This window comes from Gynuella sp. (assembly GCF_050297175.1).
In the GTDB taxonomy this organism is placed as follows: Bacteria; Pseudomonadota; Gammaproteobacteria; order Pseudomonadales; family Natronospirillaceae; genus Gynuella.
Window position 1 is genome coordinate 295,487 of sequence record NZ_JBNKSF010000035.1, and the last position, 23,423, is coordinate 318,909.

Below are 23,423 nucleotides of genomic sequence, written 5' to 3' on the forward strand. Positions count from 1 at the left end.
TTTACCCGTTGCCCTGATTAACCATCAAGATCATTAATCTGTACAACGTCCTTCAAACCGACCGAATCACCACCCAACAGATTCAGAGTCACATTACCTCGACTGTCTATCGCCACACTCTCAACCTTGGTACTCATGGAAGTATCAAGAATGGTGTATTGGTCATCGATGTCCGCCGATACTGTGAACGTATAGTTACCTTCATCATGGGCAATGTAATTACCCTCTTCATCCTGCTCCAGATTCATATCTTCGAGGTCAAGAATCTCACCATTGATTTCAAGATAAGCACCATCCCATTTGAACTGCAGCTTGTCGCCAAGATCTGACAACGCAATTTCTTCAACAATCTGTCGGTCTTCGTTCTTAATAGTCAGCACAATGTTAGATGCAGACTCCGGTATATCCGTGATGCCATAAATAATGTCACCATGAACCAGCTGACTCTCATCACGCCCATCCAGCGTCACAGAACTGCCCACCAAACTCGAAGCCTGTAACGCCTGACTGGAGGTATATGCACTCGCCAGATCAGCCATTGAGCCATTCACGTTTTCAATGCCTTCAACCATACTGAACTGTGCCAACTGGGCGACGAACTCAGCATTATCCTGCGGGTCCAGCGGATTCTGGTTATTCAGCTGAGCAATCATTAATTCCAGAAATTCTGTCTTGCCCAGCTCTGTAGAACTGGAATCACTGGATGACGGATCGAGAGCATATTGGTCCAGCACACCATTACGGCCACTGACACCATTCACATTACTCATGACTTATTCTCCCCTATTTACCCATGGTCAAGGTCTTTTGCAGCATGGTTTTAGCGGTGTTAAACACCTCCACATTCACTGCAAAACTCCGTGATGCAGACATCATGTCTGCCATTTCCTCAACTACATTTACGTTGGGGTAGTAGACGTATCCGTTTTCATCTGCCATTGGATGAGTCGGTTCATAGCGGATATCCAGCGGCGCATCTTTTTCAACAATCGCGGCTACCTTGACGCCACTGCCGACATCAGTCTCTAGATCCACCGGGCTGAAGTCACGGTTGATCAACGAATCCTGTAATACCTGAAATACCGGCTTACGCGCACGATAGGTTGTGTCAATACTGCTACTAACGGTTTCGGCATTCGCGAGGTTGCTGGCCGTAGTGTTCAGGCGAACAGACTGAGCCGTCATCCCTGAACCCGAAATATTGATCACATTAGTCAGGGACATGATTACTCTCCTCGAATGGCATTAGTCATGCCGTTAAATTTACGGTTCAGGAATTCGAAACTGGCATTGAATGCCATGGCATTTTTAGTGAACTCTGCATTCTCAACATTGTCATCCACCGTGTTGCCATCGATGGAAGGCTGTGTTGGCCAACGGTACTGAAGGTCATAGTTCTCTTGAACACGACCGCCGATGTGACGATTGTCAGTAGTGTTCATTTCCAGGCTACGCTGTTTTTCCACTTCTCCATTCAACACCGCTTGGAAGTCAAAATCCCTGGCTTTAAACCCTGGGGTGTCCGCATTAGCCAGATTATTTGCCAGCACTTCCGAACGCTCGGCCCGGACCAACAGGGCCTGGGGATGTATACTGAGTGCGTTTTGAAAACTAATTGCGGACATTATTGGACCTTCCATTCTCGAATATGACATTGCTATAAACCTTATAGCAGTGACCGTGCCAAAAAATAGGCCCTTAAAAATCAAGCAGTTACTGAGTTTTAACGAAATTATGAGGAAACCGGCGGCAACCATTTTCCGCAAGCGGCAAGGAGCAGCAGGATACGGAAGGGAACCATTCTGTCGAAACCCAGAACCAACGACACATCCAGCGATATTCAGATCAACGACGGCCTTCGAGTAATCAGCCCCCCATGTCACCATGGGTCAGAAGTTCCTTAATGAAGATAACCAGGAGCAACGGATAGATCTCAATATAACCTGACAAAAACAATGAATATGGAGATCAAGCAAGCAATAACCACAAAAAAAATATGCTTTATTGTTACCACAAAATAACACAAATAATTTTCGTAAGAACTTCTAACCGCAAATATAAAATCCACAACAAAAAAATATTATTTTGCACACTAACAGTTCCAGAAAATAAAACCATGCACCACATTTGTATAAACAATTTTCTCACATAACTATAAAAAATAACGATATTACAAAATAAAAACACAACATCCCCTATAAAACACCTAAAACCTCCATTAAAAGAATATTTTCCTCAACCTTTAGTATGATATCTAAAATGAACGCATGGATATTGCCTTGCCTCATACCAAGCAACACAGAAAAATTTGCCACTGGTGAATTGCACTGCAAGCTAACACTCTGATAACGTAATTATCAGACTAACCAAAAAATCAAAACCAGATAGCTTTTTACCGTACATATCATTTTTATACGGGTGTATTTTTTGATTTTTTAAAAAAATTTAAGCAAAGATATCACTATTGAGCGTCTAGTGTGATAAGGAGTCGTTTTTGATAATGAATTTGTTTTTATGATTATTTTCGTTGTATATATACGGCGTTAATCACTATTAAAAGACGTGCTAACGGAACAATGCATTAGCGGATTCATTGTGTATTTCTATGGCAATAGTGACAGCTTTCAGCCAGCCTTTTTCAGCGAAATGACTTAAGGTCATATAAATCACTTATCAGGATGAGAGATGTGCTGTAAGCCTTTTCAGTTTATCTCACCAAGACCCGACAAACCTTATCAAAAAAGAAAATTGACTGAGGGGAGGTCTACAAGGAATGACTGGGATAGAAGCAATTATCAGAAAAACCATCGACTACGATAACGACATTGTTCCTTCTCTGGATGGAACAGATGTCAATACAGTTGTCGAAGCACTATGTTACCGTGCAATACATAACTGCAAACAAACTGCGTTTGTTCACCTGACCGATGGTGAAGACAACGAAATATTAATTACCTACGAAACCTTATGGGGTAAAGCCCGCAGCATTGCCAACCTGCTGGAACCATATGAACCTGAAGGCAAACGGGTACTGATGCTATTTGAAACCGGTATCCAATATGTGGCTGCCTTATTCGGTATATTTCTGTCAAGAGCGGTGGCCGTTCCATCATTTCCGCCGGTAGGCTCCAGAGCACTGGATCGACTGCATTCGATTATTCATGATGCCCAACCAGAAATCATTCTGGTCAACAAAACCATGTCCCGTTATCGCGACAGAGTACTAGCGGAAAAAACCGACAGCGATATCAGCGATCACTCCCCTGCCTGGATTGAAGTGGATGATCTGGATTTACAGACTCCCAAGGTCGTTCAAGACCCAGACTGTTTTCCCAACCCCGAAGATCTGGCATTGATTCAATATACCTCCGGATCCACATCTGATCCCAAAGGGGTACTACTCACACACGCCAACTTATTCAGCAACTGCCGGACTGCCAGTATATGGATGGGCGGTCAACGCCACCGAATAGGCTGTAGCTGGCTGCCTCCCTATCATGATATGGGTCTGATGGGTGGAATACTTCAACCGATTTATGAAGGCTTTAAAACAGTACTAATATCCCCCGGACATTTCGTCCAAAGACCGTTGCGATGGCTACAGGCTATCAGTCGTTTTAATGCCACTATTACCATCGCACCTAACTTTGCATTTGATCTATGTGTGGAATCCATCACCGAAGCCGAACGATCGCAGCTAAACCTGAGCACGTTAGAGGACATATATTGCGGTGCTGAACCTATTCGCAAAGCGACACTTGATCGATTTAAAGACTATTTTTCACCAGTTGGTTTCCATTCCAAGGCTTTTGGTCCGTGTTATGGCATGGCGGAATCCACCGTGTTCGTTTCTGGAAAACCACGAGGCACTGAGCCTTTGGGTATTCGGGTCAGACAAGCCGCGTTAGCAGAAGGACGCCTGCTCCTTGCGGACAATAACGAAACCGAGACAATATCACTGGTCAGCAGTGGGCAGGCTGCCACTGGACATACAATTATGATTGTCGACCCAAATACAGGGCATGCGGTTACAGAAGCCAGGATTGGAGAAATCTGGGTACAGGGACCAAATGTCGGAGCCGGTTACTGGCAGCGTGCCAACAGCAAGGATGCCTTTGGTGCCACTATCGAAGGGATCGAAGGCACCTTCCTGCGCACTGGTGATCTGGGAGCGATAATGGGTGGTGAATTATTTGTTACTGGACGGCTAAAAGATCTAATTATCATCGCTGGCCGCAACCATTATCCACAGGATCTGGAACTCTCAGCGCAGTCGGCCGACCCGCGTATTCGTAATAATGGTGTCGTGGCATTCAGTATTGAACACCCCGAACATGGAGAAGTACTGGCACTGGCGGTGGAAATACAACGCAACGAAAAATGTAGTCAGGCACAGTTGGAAGAAATCCATCGGGCAATAACTGCTATTCTGGTGCGTCATCACGGCATATCACCAGAAGAGATTCATTTTTGTCCGACTGGAACCATACCATTCACCACCAGCGGCAAGCCACAGCGACAAGCAACCAAACGCAATTTTCTCGAAGGTTCACTTCGCTGTTATGTCGTCAGTGATAAATCCAAACGTTCAATCAATTGAAAACCACCATAGAGGGAACAATGATGGATATGACAATCACTGCCAATGATCAGACCGGTATTCGTGAACGGCAACTCGCCTGGATTACCGTCGGCACCCCTACGATAGGAACCCTTATCGCTCTGGGACTTGCCTGGTATGAAGGGATTGGCACTCTTGAAATCGGCCTATTGTGTGGCATGTATTTATTGACAGCACTGGGTGTAGAAGTAGGTTTACACCGGTTTTTTTCTCACCGTGCATTCAAAGCCGGGCCAGGTGTGACAGCTTTTTTTGCCATTGCCGGGTCGATGGCTGCGCAAGGCCCGATATTATTCTGGGCTGCGACCCATCGCCAGCATCATTCATTTACAGATAAAGAGGGCGATCCACATTCCCCCTGCCTTGAAGGCGATGGCTTTACCGCCCGACTGAAAGGCTGGTGGCATGCCCATGTAGGATGGCTATTTACCGTTAAACGGAAAAACTGGAGCCAGTTTGTACCGGACCTGTTCAGTGACAGGACCATAGTAAAACTCAATCAATATTATTTTTTGTGGGTATTGCTCGGCTTGCTGATTCCAACCGCCATTGGCGCTGCGATTGACCAATCCTACCACGGTGCCCTGGCAGGCCTCCTGTGGGGCGGATTTGTCCGAATTTTTCTGGTGGACAACGCCACATGGTGCGTCAACTCAATGGCCCATCGTTTCGGCCGTCGTCCCAATAGCACCCGTGACAACAGTCGCAACCTGTTCTGGCTGGCCATCCCAACTGTGGGTGGTGGCTGGCACAACAATCATCATGCCTATCCGGCACTGGCGTACACTGGCCTGAAACCCTGGCAGATCGATATCGGTGGTCGCTTCATAGATTTGCTGGGTTTGTTTGGTTTGGTCTGGGATATTCGCAAACCCGAGAAAAACACTCCCAAAGAGACTCTCGACGAAACGCCTGGGATAGACGAAACCACTGCACCGGAGGGCATCAGTTATTTAGCGCCTCCTGCAGCAAGGTTAAAAGCAGCGGTTGCCCTGGCAGTCATGCTGATTCCGCTGGCCGGTTTTGTGGAAGCCATGCGGCTGCTGCTGGCCGGACAATTAGGATCTCTCGATCTGACCCTGTTTCTGGTGTTTTATGCAGTGCAAATGTTCGGTGTTTCCATGGGATTTCATCGTTACCTGGCTCACCGTGCTTTTAAGACCAGCCGTATTTTTCGCGCATTACTACTCATTGCAGGCTCTATGGCTGCCCAGGGTCCGATTCTATTCTGGGTAACCACACATCGACGTCATCACCGTTACAGTGATCATCAGGGAGATCCACATTCTCCCAACCTGCTCGGACAAACCCGATGGCAGCGACTCAAAGGGCTCTGGTACGCCCATATGCCATGGATGCTGGCTCCGGATATGACCAGCTGGAGTGTCTATGCCAAAGACGTGCTTCGTGACCGATCTCTGTTCTTCTTTAATCAAACTTATCTGTTGTGGGTACTGGCTGGAGTCGCTATTCCTGCGGCCATTGGTGGCTGGGTCACCGCAAGCTGGGCGGGTGCCTGGTCAGGTTTTATTTGTGGTGGTCTGGCGAGAATGTTTCTGGCTAATCAGTTCGCCTGGGCGGTTGGCTCCATTTGTCATCGTTATGGCAGTCAACCTTTCGACAACCGTGATCACAGCACCAACAACTGGACAGTCGCCACACTGACTTTCGGTGAAGGGTTGCAAAACAATCATCATGCATTTCCTGCCTGGTATCGTCATGGAGTGCACTGGTATGAACCGGATTTGTCCGGTTGGGTATTAACGCTACTGGGCAGAATGGGCGTGGTGTGGGATTTACGCTCTCCCTCCAGGGCGGCCATCGAAAAAGCCCGTCAAAAAAAGACTAACAAGTAAACGGGAAGAGGAACGAGCCAATGAATAACCATGGGTAAGAGTTTTAATGTGGTATTGCCCATAACAATCAAAGGCTTACAGGAAGTATTTTTTAATCATCGAAACAGTAAGGAGAACATCCTATGACAAGTCTCGTAACCACTCTGCTGAATAAATTAAGTTTTGCGGAAACTCAACAGGAAAATTTGGTCATCAACGAAACTTCCATTAAAGACTGGTTGATTCAGCGAATGGCCAAAATGAAAAAAATCCCACCTGCGGAGGTAGATACAGCCCGAACGTTTGAGGAGTACGGGCTGGACTCTATTGTCGCCGTTAGAGTTGTGGGGGATCTGGAAAAATTTATCGATCAACGACTGTCACCGGCACTGCTGTTTGAGTACCAAAGCATCGATGAACTTTCAAGCTATCTTGCTAATGAATTAAATACTCAGGAAGCCTGATCAGACAGGAGGGACACTCATGACAAAGTTACACATACCGACCAAAGAATCTGTTGAATTCAGGCAACTGATTGACAACATGAAAAAACTTGATGGCGTCAAACTGGCGGACGCCATTCCCAAAGATCTCTATCAGCCCAGGTTATGGCGTGGGATGCTCAGTTTTGCCACGAACTATATATTGTATTTTTCAGCCTTGGTCGCCATCGCCTATGCGCCGCACTGGTCGTTATATCTCCCCTTGTTTCTGGTCGCCGGACTTGGTGGTTGGGGACTGTTTTGTGTGGCGCATGACTGTGGACACCACTCGTTTTCGAGATCCAAAAGACTCAACTACGCCATAGGTCATATTTCCCTGATCCCATTGTTATATCCATTTCATGGCTGGCGGCACATGCACAACATGCATCATGCCAACACCAACAGTTTTGAAATGGATACAGACTGGCGACCGGTCATGCGGGTTCAATATGATCGAATGTCTCTGTGGGAAAAATTTGTTTATCACAGTACCCGTAGTTGGGCATTCTGGCTTGGAACTGTCAACTATCAGCGTCACTCTGGCTTTAGGCCCTCAATGTTTGCAAAAATGGAGGCCCGCAATGAAGTTCGCCGCTCCATTCTGTTTAACGTGATTGTGGCGGCAATCGCATTTCCCATATTAATTTACTTCACAGGAATAAGCGGATTTTTTCTGTACTTTCTCGGTCCCTGGGTAGGTATACATGCTTGGTTCAGTCTAACAACCATGATGCACCACATCAGTAACGAAACACCGTTTCTGACCAAAGATCACTGGACCATGAACGGCAGCCGGCTTTTATTGACTACAGATTATATGTATCCCAGCTGGCTATTGTTTCTGACCAACTACATTACGGTACATACCGCACACCACGTTGCACCCATTATTCCGCACTATAACCTGATGAAAGCACAGAGTGCACTCAAAGAGGCTTATCCTGACTTACTCAGAATCAAGCCCCTGACAGTCAAAGATGTCTGGCATGTTATCCGTAACTGTCACCTGTACGATCCAGTCACTGGTTACTACGAATCATTTGGACAGCATCAAAGTCATCCGGCAGCGGGCGCGAACAAAGCATCACAACAGGACAACAAGATTACACTTACCCGGCTAACCGCTCCCGCGCTGACCGTTAAGGCACTGTCGGTTATCTCACCGGCATTGGCAGGACGAAAAGCCACCGACATCTTTGCCAATACCCGTTCCCTGATTAAAAAACCGCCAAAAGACACGCTGCCTCTGGGTGCTCAGCGATTTACGATCTCCGGCGTACCTGGAATCAGTCACGGTTATGTCTGGGGTAAAGAAGACAAAACGATATTGCTGGTACACGGTTGGGGTGCTAACAGTAGTAGTATGTACAGTTTTACCAGAGTACTGCGACAATGCGGATTCCGGGTTGCTGCCTTTGACGCCCCAGCCCACGGCATATCTCCAGGAACCATGACGACACTGACCGAATTTCAGAACGCTGTCATGGCAGTGATCACCACACTGGGGAATGTCGTCGGTGTCGTTGCCCACTCTCTCGGCGGTATCGCAGCAACTGGGGCCATTGCCAAACTGCAACGGGAAAACACTCGATTACCGGACATTCGTGCACTCGCGCTGATCTCTGCGCCAGCCACCCTGCCTGCGGTTATCGATCGCTGGCAACGGGAAGCAGTACCACTGTCACCGTCCGTCGCAGAAGTCATGCGGGCAGAACTCTGGCAACGCAACGGGGTTCCGGTAGAGCACTGGAACATTCCAGAACTGGGTCGGGACATAAACGCAGAAATTCTGCTTATGCACGACAAAAACGACACCACCGTACCCGTTTGCGAAGCAGAAGTGATTGGCCGTCAAATACCGGATGTCGAACCGGAACTGACTCAGGGACTAGGACATATCCGCATCCTTGCAGACAACCATGTGCTGCAGCGAGTGGCCGGATTTATGGAACAGACGTGTCAAGACAACGTTGCTTTTGAGACAGATGAGCAGGTTCAGGTCAAAGCCTTATGACAACGGCCGAACAACAGTTATCCACCAAACGATGGATGTGCCTGGTATGTGGTTGGATATACGATGAACAGGCTGGCGCTCCGGAAGAGGGAATTGCTCCGGGGACAGCCTGGGAGGATATACCAGATGACTGGATGTGTCCGGAATGCGGTGTCACCAAAGATATGTTCCATATGGTGTCTATCTGATTGTGCTGAGCCGTTAGCCCGGCAATATTGATTGCCGGGAGCTGTCCATCAGTCACAACCGTACACTGTCAGGCGAACATGGCCATCTGTGTGGTGAGCTGCTAGGCTTATGGGCATGTCAGACTTTTACAGAATTCAGGTAATACCATGAACGACATACCATCATCCACTTTTGCCACAATCGCCAGAGACTGTCTGTGTCGAAAAGCACGTATGGCGGATCGGATTATCACCCGCGCCTATGATGAGGCCCTGCGGCCATGCGGACTGAAAATTACCCAGTTCACGTTACTGGTGGCGATTGGCTATGGTGAACCGGGTTCCATTTCAGAACTGGCAGACTGGCTGGCCATGGAAAGGACAACATTGACGCGAAATCTGAAGCTGTTGGAAAAAGAAGAGTTGATCATCGCCGGTACCGGCAACCATCATAAATCCAGAGTATTTAAACTGACTCGAACAGGTCAGGAGAAAGTGAAACAGGCCTATCCCCTGTGGCAGGAAGCACAGGCCAGATATCGTGAAAAACTCTGTGAAGACGGCTGGAACAACAGCCATGAGATACTGTCGCTGTTTATGGAACCTGAGCATACAGTAACCAGCTGATGAACCATACAATCGACAGCGCAAGTAATAAGGCCTTCTTGGCTTTTTTTAAAAATATCTATAGTGTATATACACAATTAAAAAGAGGAAGGATGTCATGAATACCAAGTCCACTGGCTCAACATCGTTTTTCGAAGTCATAATCCGCTTCCGATGGTTGGTTATTCTGCTCTGTATTGGAATGATTGCAGCCGCCATTAGCTTCATCCCCCGTCTGACCAAAGACACCTCCGCAGGGGCTTTTATCGCCCCGGATAATCCGGCACTGCTGTTCCGGGATCAGGTAAAAGAGCAATTTGGACTGGCCGACCCGATAGTGATTGGAGTCATCAATCAGGGTCAGCATGGCGTCTTCAATCCTAAAACACTGGCCCTGGTGTCCTGGCTGACCGAACAGGTAAAGAGCATCGACAATGTTGACCCCGAAAAAGTCATGAGCCTGGCAACCGAATCCAATGTGGTCGGTACAGATACCGGGATGGAAGTGGACGAATTCCTGGCCACTCTGCCGACGACTCAGGCCGAAGCCGAAAGTGTCCGCTCTGCAGTGAAAGACTTTCCCCTCTACAACGGCAGTTTGGTAGCCCGTGATGGCCTCGGCACTCTGATCGTAGTGGAATTGGTGGACGAAAAGAAAGCACTGGCCACCTATGAGGCCATTCAGGATGTCATTACCCAAGCCCCCAAAGGTCCGGACGATCAATTGCTGGTCGCTGGTGAGGGTGCCGTGGCCGGTTATCTATCCACCTATATCGATCAGGATGCCAAACGGTTGAATCCGCTGGCCGGTATTACCATCACTATTATTCTGTTCGTGGCATTTCGAACACTCAGAGCCACCCTGTTGCCTAACCTGATCATTCTGGCCACCGCGGCGATCACCCTGGGCATTATGGCTGCCAGCCAGACACCTTTTTATGTCATCACCAATGGGCTGATTGTTTGTATGATCGGTATCGCCGTTGCGGACTCTATTCATGTCTTCAGCCAGTATTATGAAGAACGGGAAAAAACGCCGGATGCCAGTCAGCGGGAACTGACCATACGCACCATGAAAATCATGACCCGTCCGGTTACCCTGACAACGTTCACCACGGCTGCCGGTTTTCTGGCTCTCTACCCAACAACGGATATGCCTCCAATTCAGTCTTTTGGGCTTTTTGGCGCGCTGGCCGTCCTGGCCGCCTGGTTTTTTACCATGACTCTGTTTCCTGCAGTGCTCAGCCTGCTAAAACCGAGAAAAAGCCGTTCATTCACTCAAAACGCCGGCACCACCGGTAGTGCCAGCCACCAATGGATGACCCGCTTTGGCCACCACGTTCTCGGGCATCCCAAAACGGTACTGGGTATAGGCCTGCTAATCATCATTGTTGGTGGCATTGGTCTGAGCCGGGTTAAGGTGGAAGACCAGCGCATCGAAAATTTTAAACCTACCGAACCGCTCTACCAGGCTGACAAACAAATCAATCAGGTCATGGATGGCACCTATAACCTGGATGTCGTGGTCGAAGCAGCCGATCATGAGGGACTTCATAATCCGCACTTTCTGGCCAAAATTGAAAAACTGCAGGATTATCTGACCTCACTGCCCCATATCAACGGCGCCAACTCTGTGGTGGATTACATCAAACAGATGAACAAGGCCGTCAACGAAAATCGCCCGGAAACGTACATCATCCCCGACGATGACACCCTAATCGCTCAATTGTTCCTGCTCTACTCCATTTCTGGTGACCCGACCGATTTCGAGGAGGAAATCAACAGCGATCACACTAAAGCCCTCGTCAGGGCTTACCTGGATACCGACACTTTTGAAAACAACCGGAAGCTGATTCCACTGGTCGAAGAGTATCTGGGCACTGAGTTTAACGAACCAGGCCTCACCGGTACCGTAACCGGCCTGATAAACGTCGACTACCACTGGATCAACGGCGTGGCCAGCAGTCATACCGGCAGTGTGATCGTCTCGGTACTGGCGGTATTGGTCATGGCCTGTCTGCTGTTTCGCTCGTTTGTCATTGGATTGTTTGCGGTTATCCCCGTAGCTGTTTCCATATTGCTGGTATACGCCACCATGGGATTTGCCGGCATCTGGCTGGGAGTCGGAACCTCTATGTTTGCAGCCATTGCCATCGGCCTGGGCGTGGATTTCGCCATCCATACCATGGAACGTATCCGCGACCTGACCACCCGCAACGGTAATCAAAACCTGGGTGAAGTACTGCTGGATCTGTATCCGACCACTGGCCGGGCACTGTTTTTCAACCTTGCCGCTGTCGCTCTGGGTTTCAGCGTGCTGTGCAGCAGCGACGTTCCGCCACTGGTGCGCTTCGGTCTGTTGGTGGCCATGGCGGTCAGCGCCGCTTTTCTGGCCAGCGTTACCCTGCTACCAGCACTGGTTATGGTACTAAAACCCCGCGCACTGTCTGCCCAGGCAAATCACTCTGTCGGCCCCAAAGCCCGGGAAGCCATCGTCACCAGTATTATCGTTGGAGTCATTGCCATGGCTTATCTGACCCAGCAGCATGCGTTTGCTGCCGAAGCCCTGCCCTCAGGAATGGACATTATGAAATCGGTGTCACAACGAGAAGAAGGGGATCAGATCACCCGTAATCTAGAGTTGGAACTGATTGACCGGCAAGGCAAGACCCGAACCCAACAGGTGAGAGCATTCAGGCGCTACTTTGGTGACGAAAAACGAACGGTCTTGTTTTACACCGCCCCAGCCAATTTACGTGGTACCGGCTTTCTGACTTACGATTATCCGAGCAGCCAGAAGGATGATGATCAATGGTTGTATCTGCCGGCACTCAGAAAAATTCGCAGAATTCCTGCCTCAAATCGCGGCGATTATTTTCTGGGAACAGACTTTACCTATGAAGAAATCAAAAGCGAAAACAAAGTTGAATTGACCGACTACAGCTTCACCACCACAGGCAAAGAAACCATTGATGGTGTGGATTGCTACGTCATCGAAGGCACACCGGTCAATGACAAAATTGCCAAGGAACTGGGGTACAGCAAAGCCGTCTGGCGCATTGACCCCGATATCCTGATTTCACGAAAAAGCGACTACTGGGATACCAACAGCAACCACCTGAAAACCATTGAAAACAAGGAAATTCAGCAAATTTCAGGCATCTGGACCGTCATGAAAGTCATCGCGGTCAATCATAAAACCGGCCACAGCACGGTAATGATCAGCAGCGATGTGGATTACGACAGCCCGATTGCAGAACTGGCTTTTGAACAACGGAGTCTGACGCGTGGTTTGTAAGATCATTCCGAAAATGTCATTGGCGATCAGCCTGATCTCCCCCATAGCCTTCGGCGCTCATGTCGAAGGCATACTGGATTACCAACTGGCAATAGACAGCGATGATGCCAAGCTGCAACAGTCACAATGGGAATTGACGCCACGCCTGGATTTTCGGCCGACCAGTTTTATGGACATCAGCATCATCCCCAGACTACGAGTCGACAGCGAGGACAGAATAGCACCCGGGAAACCGGATCAGGACAGCAGAAGCCACTGGAACCGTCGCTGGTATCCTAATGACCACACCGACGTAGAGATCCGTGAACTGTATGCGGATAACTATATCCAGAATGTGTTTATCCGGACAGGCAAGCAACAGGTCGTGTGGGGCCAGGCGGACGGCCTGAAAGTACTGGACGTCATCAACCCGACGGACTATCACGAATTCATTCTACCCAACTCCGAAGACCGCCGGATTCCACTGTGGATGCTCAATGCTGAAATACCGTTCGCAGGCGGGACATTACAAACACTGTTTATTCCTGACACCACTTACGATGAAATTCCAGCTGCCAATGCAGCATTCACCATGACGACACCGATGCTGGTGCCAACAGCGCCAGCTTCCGTGCCAGTCCGGCTGGCCGACTATGACAAGCCTGATAACCCTATTACCGACGCCGATGCTGGTGCCCGCTGGCAAACATTTGCAGGGGGTTGGGATATTTCTCTCAACTACTTTTATCACTACAGTGATCAGACTGTCTTTATGCTTGAAAGCGATAACAGTGGCGTCACGGTCAGACCACAGTACCGTCGCACACATACACTCGGCACCACGTTTTCAAATGCCTTTGGAGACTATGTTCTGCGTGGTGAACTGGGTTATTCAACCCAACGCTATTGGGTTGCCAACCCAACCCGCGTCAGCCGGGGAGTCGTGAAGAGCCCTGAACTGTCATATGTTACCGGGCTCGATTACAACGGCATCAGTAACACCCTGATCAGTACACAACTGTATCAGAGCTACCTGACGGATCATGCCGAAGCAATCATTCGCGACCCCGTAGAAACGCAATTAACCCTGCTGATCAGGCGCAATTTCTGGAATCAAACCCTGGAGCTGGAGGCATTTGGCATTCAGAGCCTGAACGACATGGATCGTCTCGTGCAACTGAAAGGCAAATACTTGTTTCCCGGTAATATAAATGTCCATCTGGGGGCAGATCTGTTTTCCGGTGATGAGGATGGTTTATTCGGACAATTCCGTGACAGCAGTCGGATACTGGCCGGATTCAGTTACTCGTTTTAAAACAACCCGACGATCATGCCAGCAAAGGCAGACATGAGAAAAAAGCAAATTCAGGCGAACTTATACCTGCTCAGCCAACACAACAATAATAGGAGAAGACTATGGGATTCGATCTGACCGTCACAGCAAGAAAAGCAGTGGTAGGTTCTCTGTCGGCAGCCATGCCAGACTATTTTGGCAATCTGGGAGCACGTATGTTTCTGCATCCCAGAGCAAACAAAAGCAAACGTCACTGGGCCAATGCGTATAAGGGATTTGAACATCGCAGCATTTTTGTTGATGGCCATAAAATACCTATCTGGACCCGCGGCGAAGGCCAGCCCGTGATGCTGGTCCACGGCTGGGAACGCGATCACTTCACCATGGGAGGATTCGTCGCCCCGCTGTTACAGTCGGGTTACCAAGTGGCGGCACTGGATCTACCTGCTCACGGTGAAGCCGAAGGTAGAGCTGCTCCTCTGCCCCTACTGGCCAAAGCGGTCGCCGCTGCCACTAACAGCCTCAATCACCCTGCCATTGTTATCGCCCACTCCATTGGCGCAGCCATGACCGTTCTGGCCATGGAGGACTACGACCTGAAACCATTGGCAGCAGTGCTGATCAGTGCCCCCTCCTCCGCCAAATCCTATGCAGTGTCGCAGGCTGTGGACATTGGTCTGAGTCAAAACGCCATCAATAAAATGGTGGCACGAATATCAACCACACTGGAAGCACCATTGGAACGTTTTCGGGTCGACCTGGCGCTAAAAAAAATACCGACCCAGACAATACTGATTCATGCAGAAGACGATAACATCGTGCCCTTTTCAGAAGCCGAAACCAACGCCGCTGCCGCTGCATCACAGACGCTCTGGCAACCTAGTGGCGGACACAACAAAATTCTTGGAGATGCGGAGATGATAAATCGGGTTGTGGAATGGCTGCACACCCATCAAGACGACGGTGTTCTGGCAGCTCAGACAGAAACACAGGGAACCTCTAATGTAGTATCTTGAATAAAACCTATATTAAAAAAGCACCTCAAGATGCTCACAGCGAGGCGTAGCTCGCAGGCAATGGTCATTTCCTTGTCAAGCGCTGGAACGAAGCGGTGGGCGTCTTGAGGGCTTCTTGAAGATTGGGACGCCGTTGGCTGAACTTAACGTAGAGTTGCGAAGTGAATTCGGCGCCCCATTTAAATATGCGTTTTATTTGAGACACTACACTCAATAGTTTCCTGTGTCGGCAACGTTATTCAGGGGGCTCTTGGAAAAAATATTTTTGCGGTACTCATCAGTACCGCAGACGTAAAAACACCGCCAGCGGACTAGATCGCCCGATAAATTATCCCAGGACGACAATGCACCATTTCGTATTTATCCTGCAGACTGCCAACCGACTCAGAAGCACCAACCACCAAAAAACCACCTGGACGTAATGTCCCGTGAATTCGGGTCAGAATATCTTTCTTAAGATCCCCGGTGAAATAAATCAAAACGTTCCGGCAGAAAACGATATCGAACTTACCGAGCCCAGCATAGCTATCCTTCAGGTTCAACGCCTTGAATTCCACCTTGCGAGTGTATTCAGGCTTGACCTTCCAGCGCCCCTCGCTGACTTTGGTGAAATACTGATTGATTTTTGGTGTATCGAGCCCTCGCCCCAGAGACAACATGGGATATTCCGCCTGCTTTGCCTCCGCCAGCACAGAAGACGATAAATCTGTGGCAATAATTTTATCAGAAGCGCTGATTTTGCCCGGGTTCAATTTACCCCACTCCTCAAGCGTAAACGCAATGGAATAAGGTTCCTGACCGGACGAACATGCCGCTGACCAGATCCTCAGGGGCCGACCTTTCACATGCGCAAAATGTTCCGGCAAAATCACCCGTTTGAGAATGTCAAACGGATGCATATCCCTGAACCAGAGGGTTTCGTTGGTGGTCATGGCATCGATAACTTTGGTTCTCAACTGCCCCCTGATATCATTTTTGATTTGAACCAACAACTCTTCCAGACTGCTTAAATGGTGCTCCTTCAGAATGTTTCGCAACCGACTGGTCACTAAATATTGTTTATTATCACCCAAGCTGATCCCAGACACTGTTTCGAGGAAACGGGCAAACTCTGCATATCCTTTCTCTGTCGCTGACATATTCTGTTCTATTCACCATCAAGAGCCGGTACTACACCACCACGTTTTTCGATCTGGTGCACTACAATTTCGGCCAGTTCATCGGGTTTAAACTTGGGTAGAAAATTATCCGCCCCCACCTTCTTAACCATCGCTTCATTAAACACACCACTTAAGGAAGTATGCAACATAATATACATACCTTTAAGTTGCGGATGCGCCCTGATTTCGGCCGTCAACGTATAACCGTCCATTTCTGGCATTTCAATATCCGAAATAATCATCAGATATTCTTTCATCGGATCTTTTCCCTCATCCAGCATTTCCAGCAGATGTTCCCAGGCTGCTTTACCATCCATCAGTTTTGTGGTCGTTACACCGACCTGCTCAATACAACGGGTAGTCTGCTTCAATGCAATCTTGGAATCATCCACAACCAGCACATGAAATGAAGGCGCTTCTGCCGCCATGGCCTCAGACACAATATTATCAGAGACCTCAACGGTCATAGGTGCCACTTCAGAGAGAATCTTCTCAACATCAATTATTTCAACCATACGGTCATTGAGTTTTGTCACCGCCGTCAAATAATGGGCATTACCCGTTCCTTTTGGTGGTGGATGGATCTCCGACCAATTCATATTAATAATGCGTTCCACCGAACTCACCAAAAAACCCTGAGTCTTCATGTTGTATTCGGTGATTATGACAAATTTGTTCTTAAGGTCAGTCAACGGCGCATTGCCGGTCGCCAGACTAAGATCCATGATAGGAATGGTTCCTCCACGGATATGAGCAACCCCCCGGACAACAGGATCACTCTTCGGCATACTCGTTAAATTCGGGCACTGCAGCACCTCTTTGACTTTAAATACATTTATTCCGTAGATCTGATTTCCCTGTAATCGGAATAACAGCAGCTCCAACCGGTTTTGGCCCACCAGTTGTGTTCGTTTATTTACAGTATCTAAGACCCCAGCCATTTTGATCTCCAACAGCTTTGTATAGGCACAGCAATTGCTTTATTTCATTCAAACCGGCAAGTTAATACTCAAATTGCCAATTTAGTGACAGATTCTAACTACAGCATAGACCGCGATGCATCGAGTACAAGTATTTAACCGCAAAGCTTTTTCAGGTGTGTGTTTTTTGACACTGAGCGGACTTATGTTGCTTGCTTCTTTGGCATCTGCTGCCAACAGGCAAATCGAAGACAGCGTACTGAAGTATGTGGTCGACGCTTATAGCACCCGGATCAATAAGTTTCAACGTGACCGGCTGACGATCAGTTTCGAAACTGTGCTGGGTGATATTGATAAGGACTACTGCAATTCCGGCCTGAGCATCAAACCTGAGTCAGATCTACCTCTGGGCAGAGAGAATATTGCTGTCAGCTGTATAGAACCCTCTGGCGGCTGGAAAATATATGTACCCATAACCGTGTCATATTTCCTGCCGGTAGCTACTCTGAAAACAGCGGTATCCCGTAATACCCGCCTGACTGCAGATATGGTGGAAATGGCCGATATGGACATCGGCGGATTGTACCGGGGATACTACACTGATTTGGATAACGTGGTTGGACAGAAGGCGGTTCGCCATCTGCAGCCAGGTACCGTGCTGAACAACAAGCTGATCGAACCACCAGTATTGGTCGAACGGGGTGATGCGGTGGTGATCGTGGCCCGTAGCAGTGTTATTCAGGTCAGAATGACCGGTATAGCCCTGTCAGCCGGAAGCAAAGGTAAACAAATCCGGGTACGCAATGAAAGATCGCATAAAGTAATCAAAGCGGAAGTGATTGGCGAAGGGTTGGTAAGAGTGGTGTTTTGAGATTTGGAGGACTTGCATCACATTTTTAAATCTTTATTTATAAAGATACTAAAGTTTTGATGATAACTGCCGCCAAACCGGATAGCAGTCTATTTATTTTTTTGGGGAAACAGGAAACATATCATGAATATTAACGGCTTGACTCCCAATAGCGGGGGTAGTGAAAAAACCAGAAGCGGTGAGACTACCGCTAAATCAACAGAGGGACGCACCCAGACCAGTGTTGAAAACGGCAGCAATGCTGACACCGTGCAGTTGAGTCCGCAGGCGAAAGTTCTCAAGGACCTGGAAACACAGGTGCAATCCATGAACGATGTCGATCAACCGAAAATTGACCGGATCAAGTCCGCCATTCAAAACGGCGAGTATTCGATCAACTACGAACGGCTGGCCGAAGCGATCGAAAATTTCGAAATGGATTTTTAACCGGCGCTTTCCCCAATCCCGGTTAAAACTCTGTTCCTTATCAGGAGTGTATAAATATGACTGCACAACCATGGTTAGACTCCGTGATTGACCTGCTTCAGCAGGAAATCGCCTTATCCTCACAAATTGATGCACAACTCACCCTGGAACGGGATGCACTACTAAACAGAGATGCCCAGTCGGTAGCTCAGTACAGTCAGCAAAAAAACACTCTGTTGATCGATCTCGACAGCAAACATTCAACACTATTACAAACCATCAGCGATGCAACGGGTCAGTCCCCTGAAGCCCTCAGCTCTCATCAATGGCTGCAAACCCTCACTGATGACAGAAAAGATCAGCTGTCAAAGCTCTGGCATGATCTGCACGATCAGCTGAAGTCCCTTAAACACAAAAATCTGCAAAATGGCGTTTCACTCAATCGCGTCATATCAAGAAGTCGTTTCCTGCTCAGGCTACTGAAGGGCGAAAACAGTCCGCAGACTTATGATGCCAAAGGCATGGAAAGCAGTTCCAGGCAGGGGTCTTTAGGCAAGGCATAGGCTTGCAGATATGTATTTTGAGCCACTCACTCTATTTATTCTCGGCGAATTTCTGGTTGTATATATCGCCATTTCCACATTCCTGTTTTATCGCGGGCGGCTCTACCAGCTGCTAAAAGATCTTCTGAAGGAAATGCGTCGAAACCGCATGCTTCGAGAAACCCTGAATGCCAAGCGTGCAGCGGGTGAACGGGCCAAGAATGTCAGTTTCAGTAAAGACTTCATGGAGGCCGTCAACAGCGGCGGGCGTGACATCTATACCAACATGGTCGAAGTCAAGCTGCAGCATACGGAGGAGGCAAAGGCCGAACTGGGTCCGGAGAACCTGGAATATAATCCTACTCACCCTCCCATGGCACGCTATCTGGCATTACGTAGTACGCTGCTAAACATGGAAAAAGAAGCACCTGAAAGTGGTCAGCCTGATCAGGCCGATGCAGAAAAACTGCTGGATATTTTTCATCAACAGATTATTCGCAAGCACCTCGAAAGTGCTGGTCTGGAAGACCCTCAGCACACCCGAAAAATGGAACAACAGCTACGCCAGTTGCAAGACCAGCTTTCCCAGCTGGAACCACTCCAAGAGCTCTATCAGGATTCACAGGCCAGCCTTGATGCGGCAAACACCGAAATAGAACAACTGAAAAGCATCATTCCGCCCGAGATCATCGCCGATGAAAACCTCGATTTTAAAGGCAAAGGTTATGCGGATGAAATATATCGCCTAAAAAGCGAAAAATTCGATATGCTGGAAACCATTAACAAACTCAAGCTCAGGCTGGAACAAAAGGAAGCTGGTACCTCACCTGAAGAATATATCGAAATTCAGGAAGAACAGATCAAACAACAGGCCCGCTATATGAAAGAAGCGGATGTCTGTATCAACCTGCTGGAAAAAGAGCTTGAGACCGCTAATAAAGAAAACGAGCAACACCTGGAAGAAATCAACGAACTGAAAGGCAAACTGCAACAGCGCCACGCTGAACAACATTCATCAAGCGAATCCTCCTCTTCGCGGACGAAAACCAAAAATGCCAGTAAATTGCAAGACCTTGCAGCTGCACAGCAATCTTCCGTTAATAACATAAAAACCCAGTTAGACAACCTCAAGGAAATCTCCGAAGCCAAGGCCATTGCAGAGCAACAGGAGCAGGAAATTCATCAACTTGAACAAAGTATCAATGAGTCTGAAACCTGCATCCGCATTCTGGAAAATGAGCTGCAAGATGCCAACGAAAAACTGGAAAAAATGCAGCGCGAATTAAGCGCCTTTAAAGAACTGGACCAGAATGCAGACCATCTTGAAGGTGTGGTTCAAAACCTGATCCAGGACTCCAAGGAAATGCTTGAATGCATCGACAAGTATCAGCAGGAAAATGCCATGCTGAGCAAAAAACTGACGGATTTACAGGACAAAGTTACCGTTGATACGGAGATTCAGGAGGATGTTTAATCCTTTAAGATTTCCACCACTGCCACCAATAATGTGCTTGTATACTAAGGGAACTCTGAAAAACAGGAATATTTTTGATGAGGAAGCACCGCTCGCAACACCATAGTTTATTGACGTAAATGAAAATGAGAGAACGGAGCTGACAACGCCTGCGCGAAATTCAGAGGCTCCCTAACAATCCGGTCTTCTGACATTACATGACTCACTTCCGCCAGGAGCTTTCCGCCACTAATCAGCGAATTATTTGACTCCGCCACTTGGACCACTATCATCGGCTTCTTTTGGCCAACACACCCTATGCCTCGCGAGTTTGAGATTATCCGCAAGTACTTCCGCCCTCTGGCTGACATTCCAACATCTGAAACTGACATCCTGGTCAATCAGGGCGACGACTGTGCCGTTGTGGAATACTGCGGCAAACTGGCATTTTCCATCGATACCCAGGTTGAAAATGTTCATTTTCTGCGCTCTATGTCCGCTGCAGACATTGCTTATCGGGGACTTGCCTGTGCACTCAGTGACCTGGCAGCAATGGGCGCCCAACCCGCATTTTTTTCCCTGGCACTCAGTCTGACAGGCCAGGAGGATGAATCATGGCTGGCAGACTACACCCGCGGGCTAACTGAACTGGCCACGCAGCTCAAAATACCACTACTGGGAGGAGATACCACCCGGGCAAGCAGTATCATTCAAACCTTTCAAGTGCATGGTACGGTTTCCAGACCATTGACCCGTGCCGGTGCCCGGCCAGGCGATCTGATTGTGATCTCCCATACCCCAGGGCTAGGCATGGCAGGCCTGAATGCTTATCATCATAACGGCCCAACAGAACTGCAGGCCTGCTACCTGCGCCCATATCCGCAAATTCCGTTAGGCGTGTTTATCAGTGAATTTGCCACCGCTGCCATTGATATCTCCGACGGCCTTCTGGCAGATCTCGGACATATCCTCGATCAAAGTGATGTGGGTGCTGAGCTGCAACTGGATACACTCCAGCTGGATCCGCGGTTTTGCCAATGGGTAGACCCATCACGTCAGCTTGAGTGGGCCCTGACCGGCGGCGATGATTACCAGCTGTGTTTTACCTGCTCGCCGGAACACCGGAGCCGACTATTGCAGGCACCCGCTCCATTACAAATCATTGGTGAAATTACCACTCATAAACATCTTCGATGCCTGCACCATGGCAAAGAAATCCAGTTCGACCATACTGGTTATCAACACTTTTAACAGGCAGTACTCCTTACCATGACACCTCAAACCCGACAGATTCTCACTTCACCGGTTTCACTGCTGGCCTTTGGGCTGGGTTCCGGCCTGGCACGCAAAGCACCTGGGACCTTTGGTACTCTGGCCGCCATGCCATTTCTGTGGCTGTTTGAGCCGATCCGGCAGGATATCTGGTTTCTGGCGGTTCTGTTGCCAGCATTCCTGGTGGGGATTTACTTGTGCGGTGCCACGGCCAAGAAACTGCGAGTGCACGATCATCCAGGCATTGTCTGGGACGAATTTGTGGGCCTGTGGTTCACCTTCTGGTTCATCCCTCTCACTCCTATCAATCTTGTCGCCGGATTCCTGTTATTCCGGCTGTTCGATATTGTTAAACCATGGCCCATCGGCTGGCTTGATAAGCGGGTCAAAGGGGGCTTCGGAATCATGGTTGATGATCTGCTGGCAGCGGTATATGCCCTGATTCTGATGCTGGGCATTAACTGGTTACAGAGCTGACCGATCTACGAGGTATCAGTCGGTCGCAGCTCGACTGCGGACCAGAGAAATTTGCAAAACTGTATTCAGGTTGGGGCAAATTCCGAACAACTATCGCTGAGGCAGATTAAACACCACATACCATCGATCAGTTTGGCGGGAAAACTGCTGCAACTGAAAGTCAGGCTGCATATCACTGGTTAATTGAATAGCGATTCTGACCAACAGACCAGAAAATGAAGCTCCCGACAGGGTTCGATAAAACTGAACACCGCATAATCCGACAAACAATCAAGCCAATTGGACAACCGGATCAATGCTGCTGCCTCAATCAACGGATGTCCAATTTAGCAGTACTAATAACCCGGCAATTAAATAAATCATCCTTATCTCTTTAATTGCCACCACAGAAAACCTGGCGATGTGACGCAAAACACCTTAATTTCCAGGGGCTCGCATTGGCTAAGACCAATGGTGTGGTCCGACACTAAGGTGCATCCCTGCATCACGCAATTAACCCGACATGCATACTTGCCGGGTTAATAGCACGACACTCAGTCATAATAGACGAACGTCTCCATTTCATATTCCGGTAACGATGTTATTCTGGCATCCTCGGGTTCGGTACAGCTCAGATCAGCCACCTGCTTTCCTTTCTTAATCACATAGACACCCGCCGATTCCTGTTTTTCACGGATGCCAGCTTCACGGTCAATCCATTCGCCACTGATGATTTTGGAATACACTACATAATCATACTTGCCGTTATGAAAGGTCAGCCGCCCTTCTCCACCACCGCTATAACCAGTAGCACTGAAATGAGTATCGGATGCCAGATTCATCTCAAGATTCTGACGGGTACCATAGCGATAGAACAGCGAGTCATCACCGGCCACACAAACCGACAAAGATTTCTGTTTGATATCACACGAAAATGCCGGCTGTTCACCTATAAAACACAAGGATTCAGCCATGCTATGGACACTCAACACAAGCAGGGGCACAAACAAAAAACGGTGAACGAGCATA

21 protein-coding genes are annotated in these 23,423 nt (G+C 48.5%); 15 read left to right on the forward strand and 6 right to left on the reverse strand.

Annotated features, from left to right (window positions below; all coding sequences use genetic code 11):
- Nucleotides 1-17: 17 nt before the first annotated feature.
- From ACQY6I_RS14455 to flgB, 3 genes are read right to left on the reverse strand one after another with little or no spacing between them, the layout of a single operon-like run.
- Nucleotides 18-770, reverse strand: coding sequence for a flagellar hook assembly protein FlgD (locus tag ACQY6I_RS14455; RefSeq protein WP_428242200.1), 753 nt, complete (start codon nucleotides 768-770; stop codon nucleotides 18-20).
- Nucleotides 771-783: 13 nt separating this feature from the next.
- Entirely contained in the window at nucleotides 784-1,224 is a 441-nt protein-coding gene (flgC, locus tag ACQY6I_RS14460; RefSeq protein WP_428242201.1) for a flagellar basal body rod protein FlgC, read from the reverse strand.
- A 2-nt stretch (nucleotides 1,225-1,226) separates the two neighbouring features.
- Nucleotides 1,227-1,625, reverse strand: coding sequence for a flagellar basal body rod protein FlgB (gene flgB / locus ACQY6I_RS14465; protein ID WP_428242202.1), 399 nt, complete (start codon nucleotides 1,623-1,625; stop codon nucleotides 1,227-1,229).
- Nucleotides 1,626-2,773: 1,148 nt separating this feature from the next.
- On the opposite strand from flgB, the gene ACQY6I_RS14470 reads away from it, so the two are divergent.
- From ACQY6I_RS14470 to ACQY6I_RS14510, 9 genes are all read left to right on the forward strand, one after another.
- Nucleotides 2,774-4,600 (forward strand): fatty acyl-AMP ligase, encoded by a 1,827-nt coding sequence (locus ACQY6I_RS14470; RefSeq protein ID WP_428242203.1) that lies wholly within the window; start codon nucleotides 2,774-2,776, stop codon nucleotides 4,598-4,600.
- Nucleotides 4,601-4,620: 20 nt separating this feature from the next.
- On the forward strand, nucleotides 4,621-6,477 hold the full coding sequence (locus tag ACQY6I_RS14475) for an acyl-CoA desaturase (RefSeq protein ID WP_428242204.1): 1,857 nt from the start codon (nucleotides 4,621-4,623) through the stop codon (nucleotides 6,475-6,477).
- A 122-nt stretch (nucleotides 6,478-6,599) separates the two neighbouring features.
- Entirely contained in the window at nucleotides 6,600-6,920 is a 321-nt protein-coding gene (locus tag ACQY6I_RS14480; protein ID WP_428242205.1) for an acyl carrier protein, read from the forward strand.
- A gap of 19 nt (nucleotides 6,921-6,939) precedes the next feature.
- Entirely contained in the window at nucleotides 6,940-8,955 is a 2,016-nt protein-coding gene (locus ACQY6I_RS14485) for an alpha/beta fold hydrolase (RefSeq protein WP_428242206.1), read from the forward strand.
- The gene (locus ACQY6I_RS14490; RefSeq protein WP_428242207.1) at nucleotides 8,952-9,143 is read left to right on the forward strand and encodes a rubredoxin; all 192 of its coding nucleotides are present in this window, start codon (nucleotides 8,952-8,954) and stop codon (nucleotides 9,141-9,143) included. The genes ACQY6I_RS14485 and ACQY6I_RS14490 overlap by 4 nt, the downstream gene beginning before the upstream one ends.
- A gap of 147 nt (nucleotides 9,144-9,290) precedes the next feature.
- Entirely contained in the window at nucleotides 9,291-9,749 is a 459-nt protein-coding gene (locus ACQY6I_RS14495) for a MarR family winged helix-turn-helix transcriptional regulator (RefSeq protein WP_428242208.1), read from the forward strand.
- Nucleotides 9,750-9,846: 97 nt separating this feature from the next.
- Entirely contained in the window at nucleotides 9,847-13,026 is a 3,180-nt protein-coding gene (locus tag ACQY6I_RS14500) for an efflux RND transporter permease subunit (RefSeq protein WP_428242209.1), read from the forward strand.
- Nucleotides 13,027-13,039: 13 nt separating this feature from the next.
- Nucleotides 13,040-14,320: a DUF1302 family protein gene (locus ACQY6I_RS14505; protein WP_428242210.1), complete on the forward strand. Its 1,281-nt coding sequence runs from the start codon at nucleotides 13,040-13,042 to the stop codon at nucleotides 14,318-14,320.
- 101 nt (nucleotides 14,321-14,421) lie between these two features.
- The gene (locus ACQY6I_RS14510) at nucleotides 14,422-15,315 is read left to right on the forward strand and encodes an alpha/beta fold hydrolase (protein ID WP_428242211.1); all 894 of its coding nucleotides are present in this window, start codon (nucleotides 14,422-14,424) and stop codon (nucleotides 15,313-15,315) included.
- 311 nt (nucleotides 15,316-15,626) lie between these two features.
- Here ACQY6I_RS14510 and ACQY6I_RS14515 read toward each other — a convergent pair whose 3' ends face one another.
- Together ACQY6I_RS14515 and ACQY6I_RS14520 are read right to left on the reverse strand one after the other, a co-directional pair.
- Complete coding sequence (locus ACQY6I_RS14515) at nucleotides 15,627-16,454, reverse strand: CheR family methyltransferase (protein WP_428242212.1); 828 nt, start codon at nucleotides 16,452-16,454, stop codon at nucleotides 15,627-15,629.
- A gap of 8 nt (nucleotides 16,455-16,462) precedes the next feature.
- Complete coding sequence (locus tag ACQY6I_RS14520; RefSeq protein WP_428242213.1) at nucleotides 16,463-17,416, reverse strand: chemotaxis protein CheV; 954 nt, start codon at nucleotides 17,414-17,416, stop codon at nucleotides 16,463-16,465.
- A gap of 115 nt (nucleotides 17,417-17,531) precedes the next feature.
- On the opposite strand from ACQY6I_RS14520, the gene flgA reads away from it, so the two are divergent.
- The 6 genes from flgA to ACQY6I_RS14550 all read left to right on the forward strand — a co-directional run bounded on the left by flgA (nucleotide 17,532) and on the right by ACQY6I_RS14550 (nucleotide 22,415).
- Nucleotides 17,532-18,266, forward strand: coding sequence for a flagellar basal body P-ring formation chaperone FlgA (gene flgA, locus ACQY6I_RS14525; protein ID WP_428242214.1), 735 nt, complete (start codon nucleotides 17,532-17,534; stop codon nucleotides 18,264-18,266).
- A 123-nt stretch (nucleotides 18,267-18,389) separates the two neighbouring features.
- The gene (gene flgM, locus ACQY6I_RS14530; protein WP_428242215.1) at nucleotides 18,390-18,692 is read left to right on the forward strand and encodes a flagellar biosynthesis anti-sigma factor FlgM; all 303 of its coding nucleotides are present in this window, start codon (nucleotides 18,390-18,392) and stop codon (nucleotides 18,690-18,692) included.
- Between the two features lie 56 nt (nucleotides 18,693-18,748).
- Nucleotides 18,749-19,234 (forward strand): flagellar export chaperone FlgN, encoded by a 486-nt coding sequence (flgN, locus tag ACQY6I_RS14535; protein ID WP_428242216.1) that lies wholly within the window; start codon nucleotides 18,749-18,751, stop codon nucleotides 19,232-19,234.
- A gap of 10 nt (nucleotides 19,235-19,244) precedes the next feature.
- A complete protein-coding gene (locus tag ACQY6I_RS14540; RefSeq protein ID WP_428242217.1) occupies nucleotides 19,245-20,687 on the forward strand; it encodes a hypothetical protein in 1,443 nt (480 codons plus the stop codon).
- A gap of 297 nt (nucleotides 20,688-20,984) precedes the next feature.
- On the forward strand, nucleotides 20,985-21,917 hold the full coding sequence (thiL, locus tag ACQY6I_RS14545) for a thiamine-phosphate kinase (protein ID WP_428242218.1): 933 nt from the start codon (nucleotides 20,985-20,987) through the stop codon (nucleotides 21,915-21,917).
- 18 nt (nucleotides 21,918-21,935) lie between these two features.
- Nucleotides 21,936-22,415, forward strand: coding sequence for a phosphatidylglycerophosphatase A family protein (locus tag ACQY6I_RS14550; RefSeq protein ID WP_428242219.1), 480 nt, complete (start codon nucleotides 21,936-21,938; stop codon nucleotides 22,413-22,415).
- Between the two features lie 533 nt (nucleotides 22,416-22,948).
- Here ACQY6I_RS14550 and ACQY6I_RS14555 read toward each other — a convergent pair.
- The gene (locus ACQY6I_RS14555; protein ID WP_428242220.1) at nucleotides 22,949-23,422 is read right to left on the reverse strand and encodes a hypothetical protein; all 474 of its coding nucleotides are present in this window, start codon (nucleotides 23,420-23,422) and stop codon (nucleotides 22,949-22,951) included.
- Between the last annotated feature and the right edge of the window lies 1 nt (nucleotide 23,423).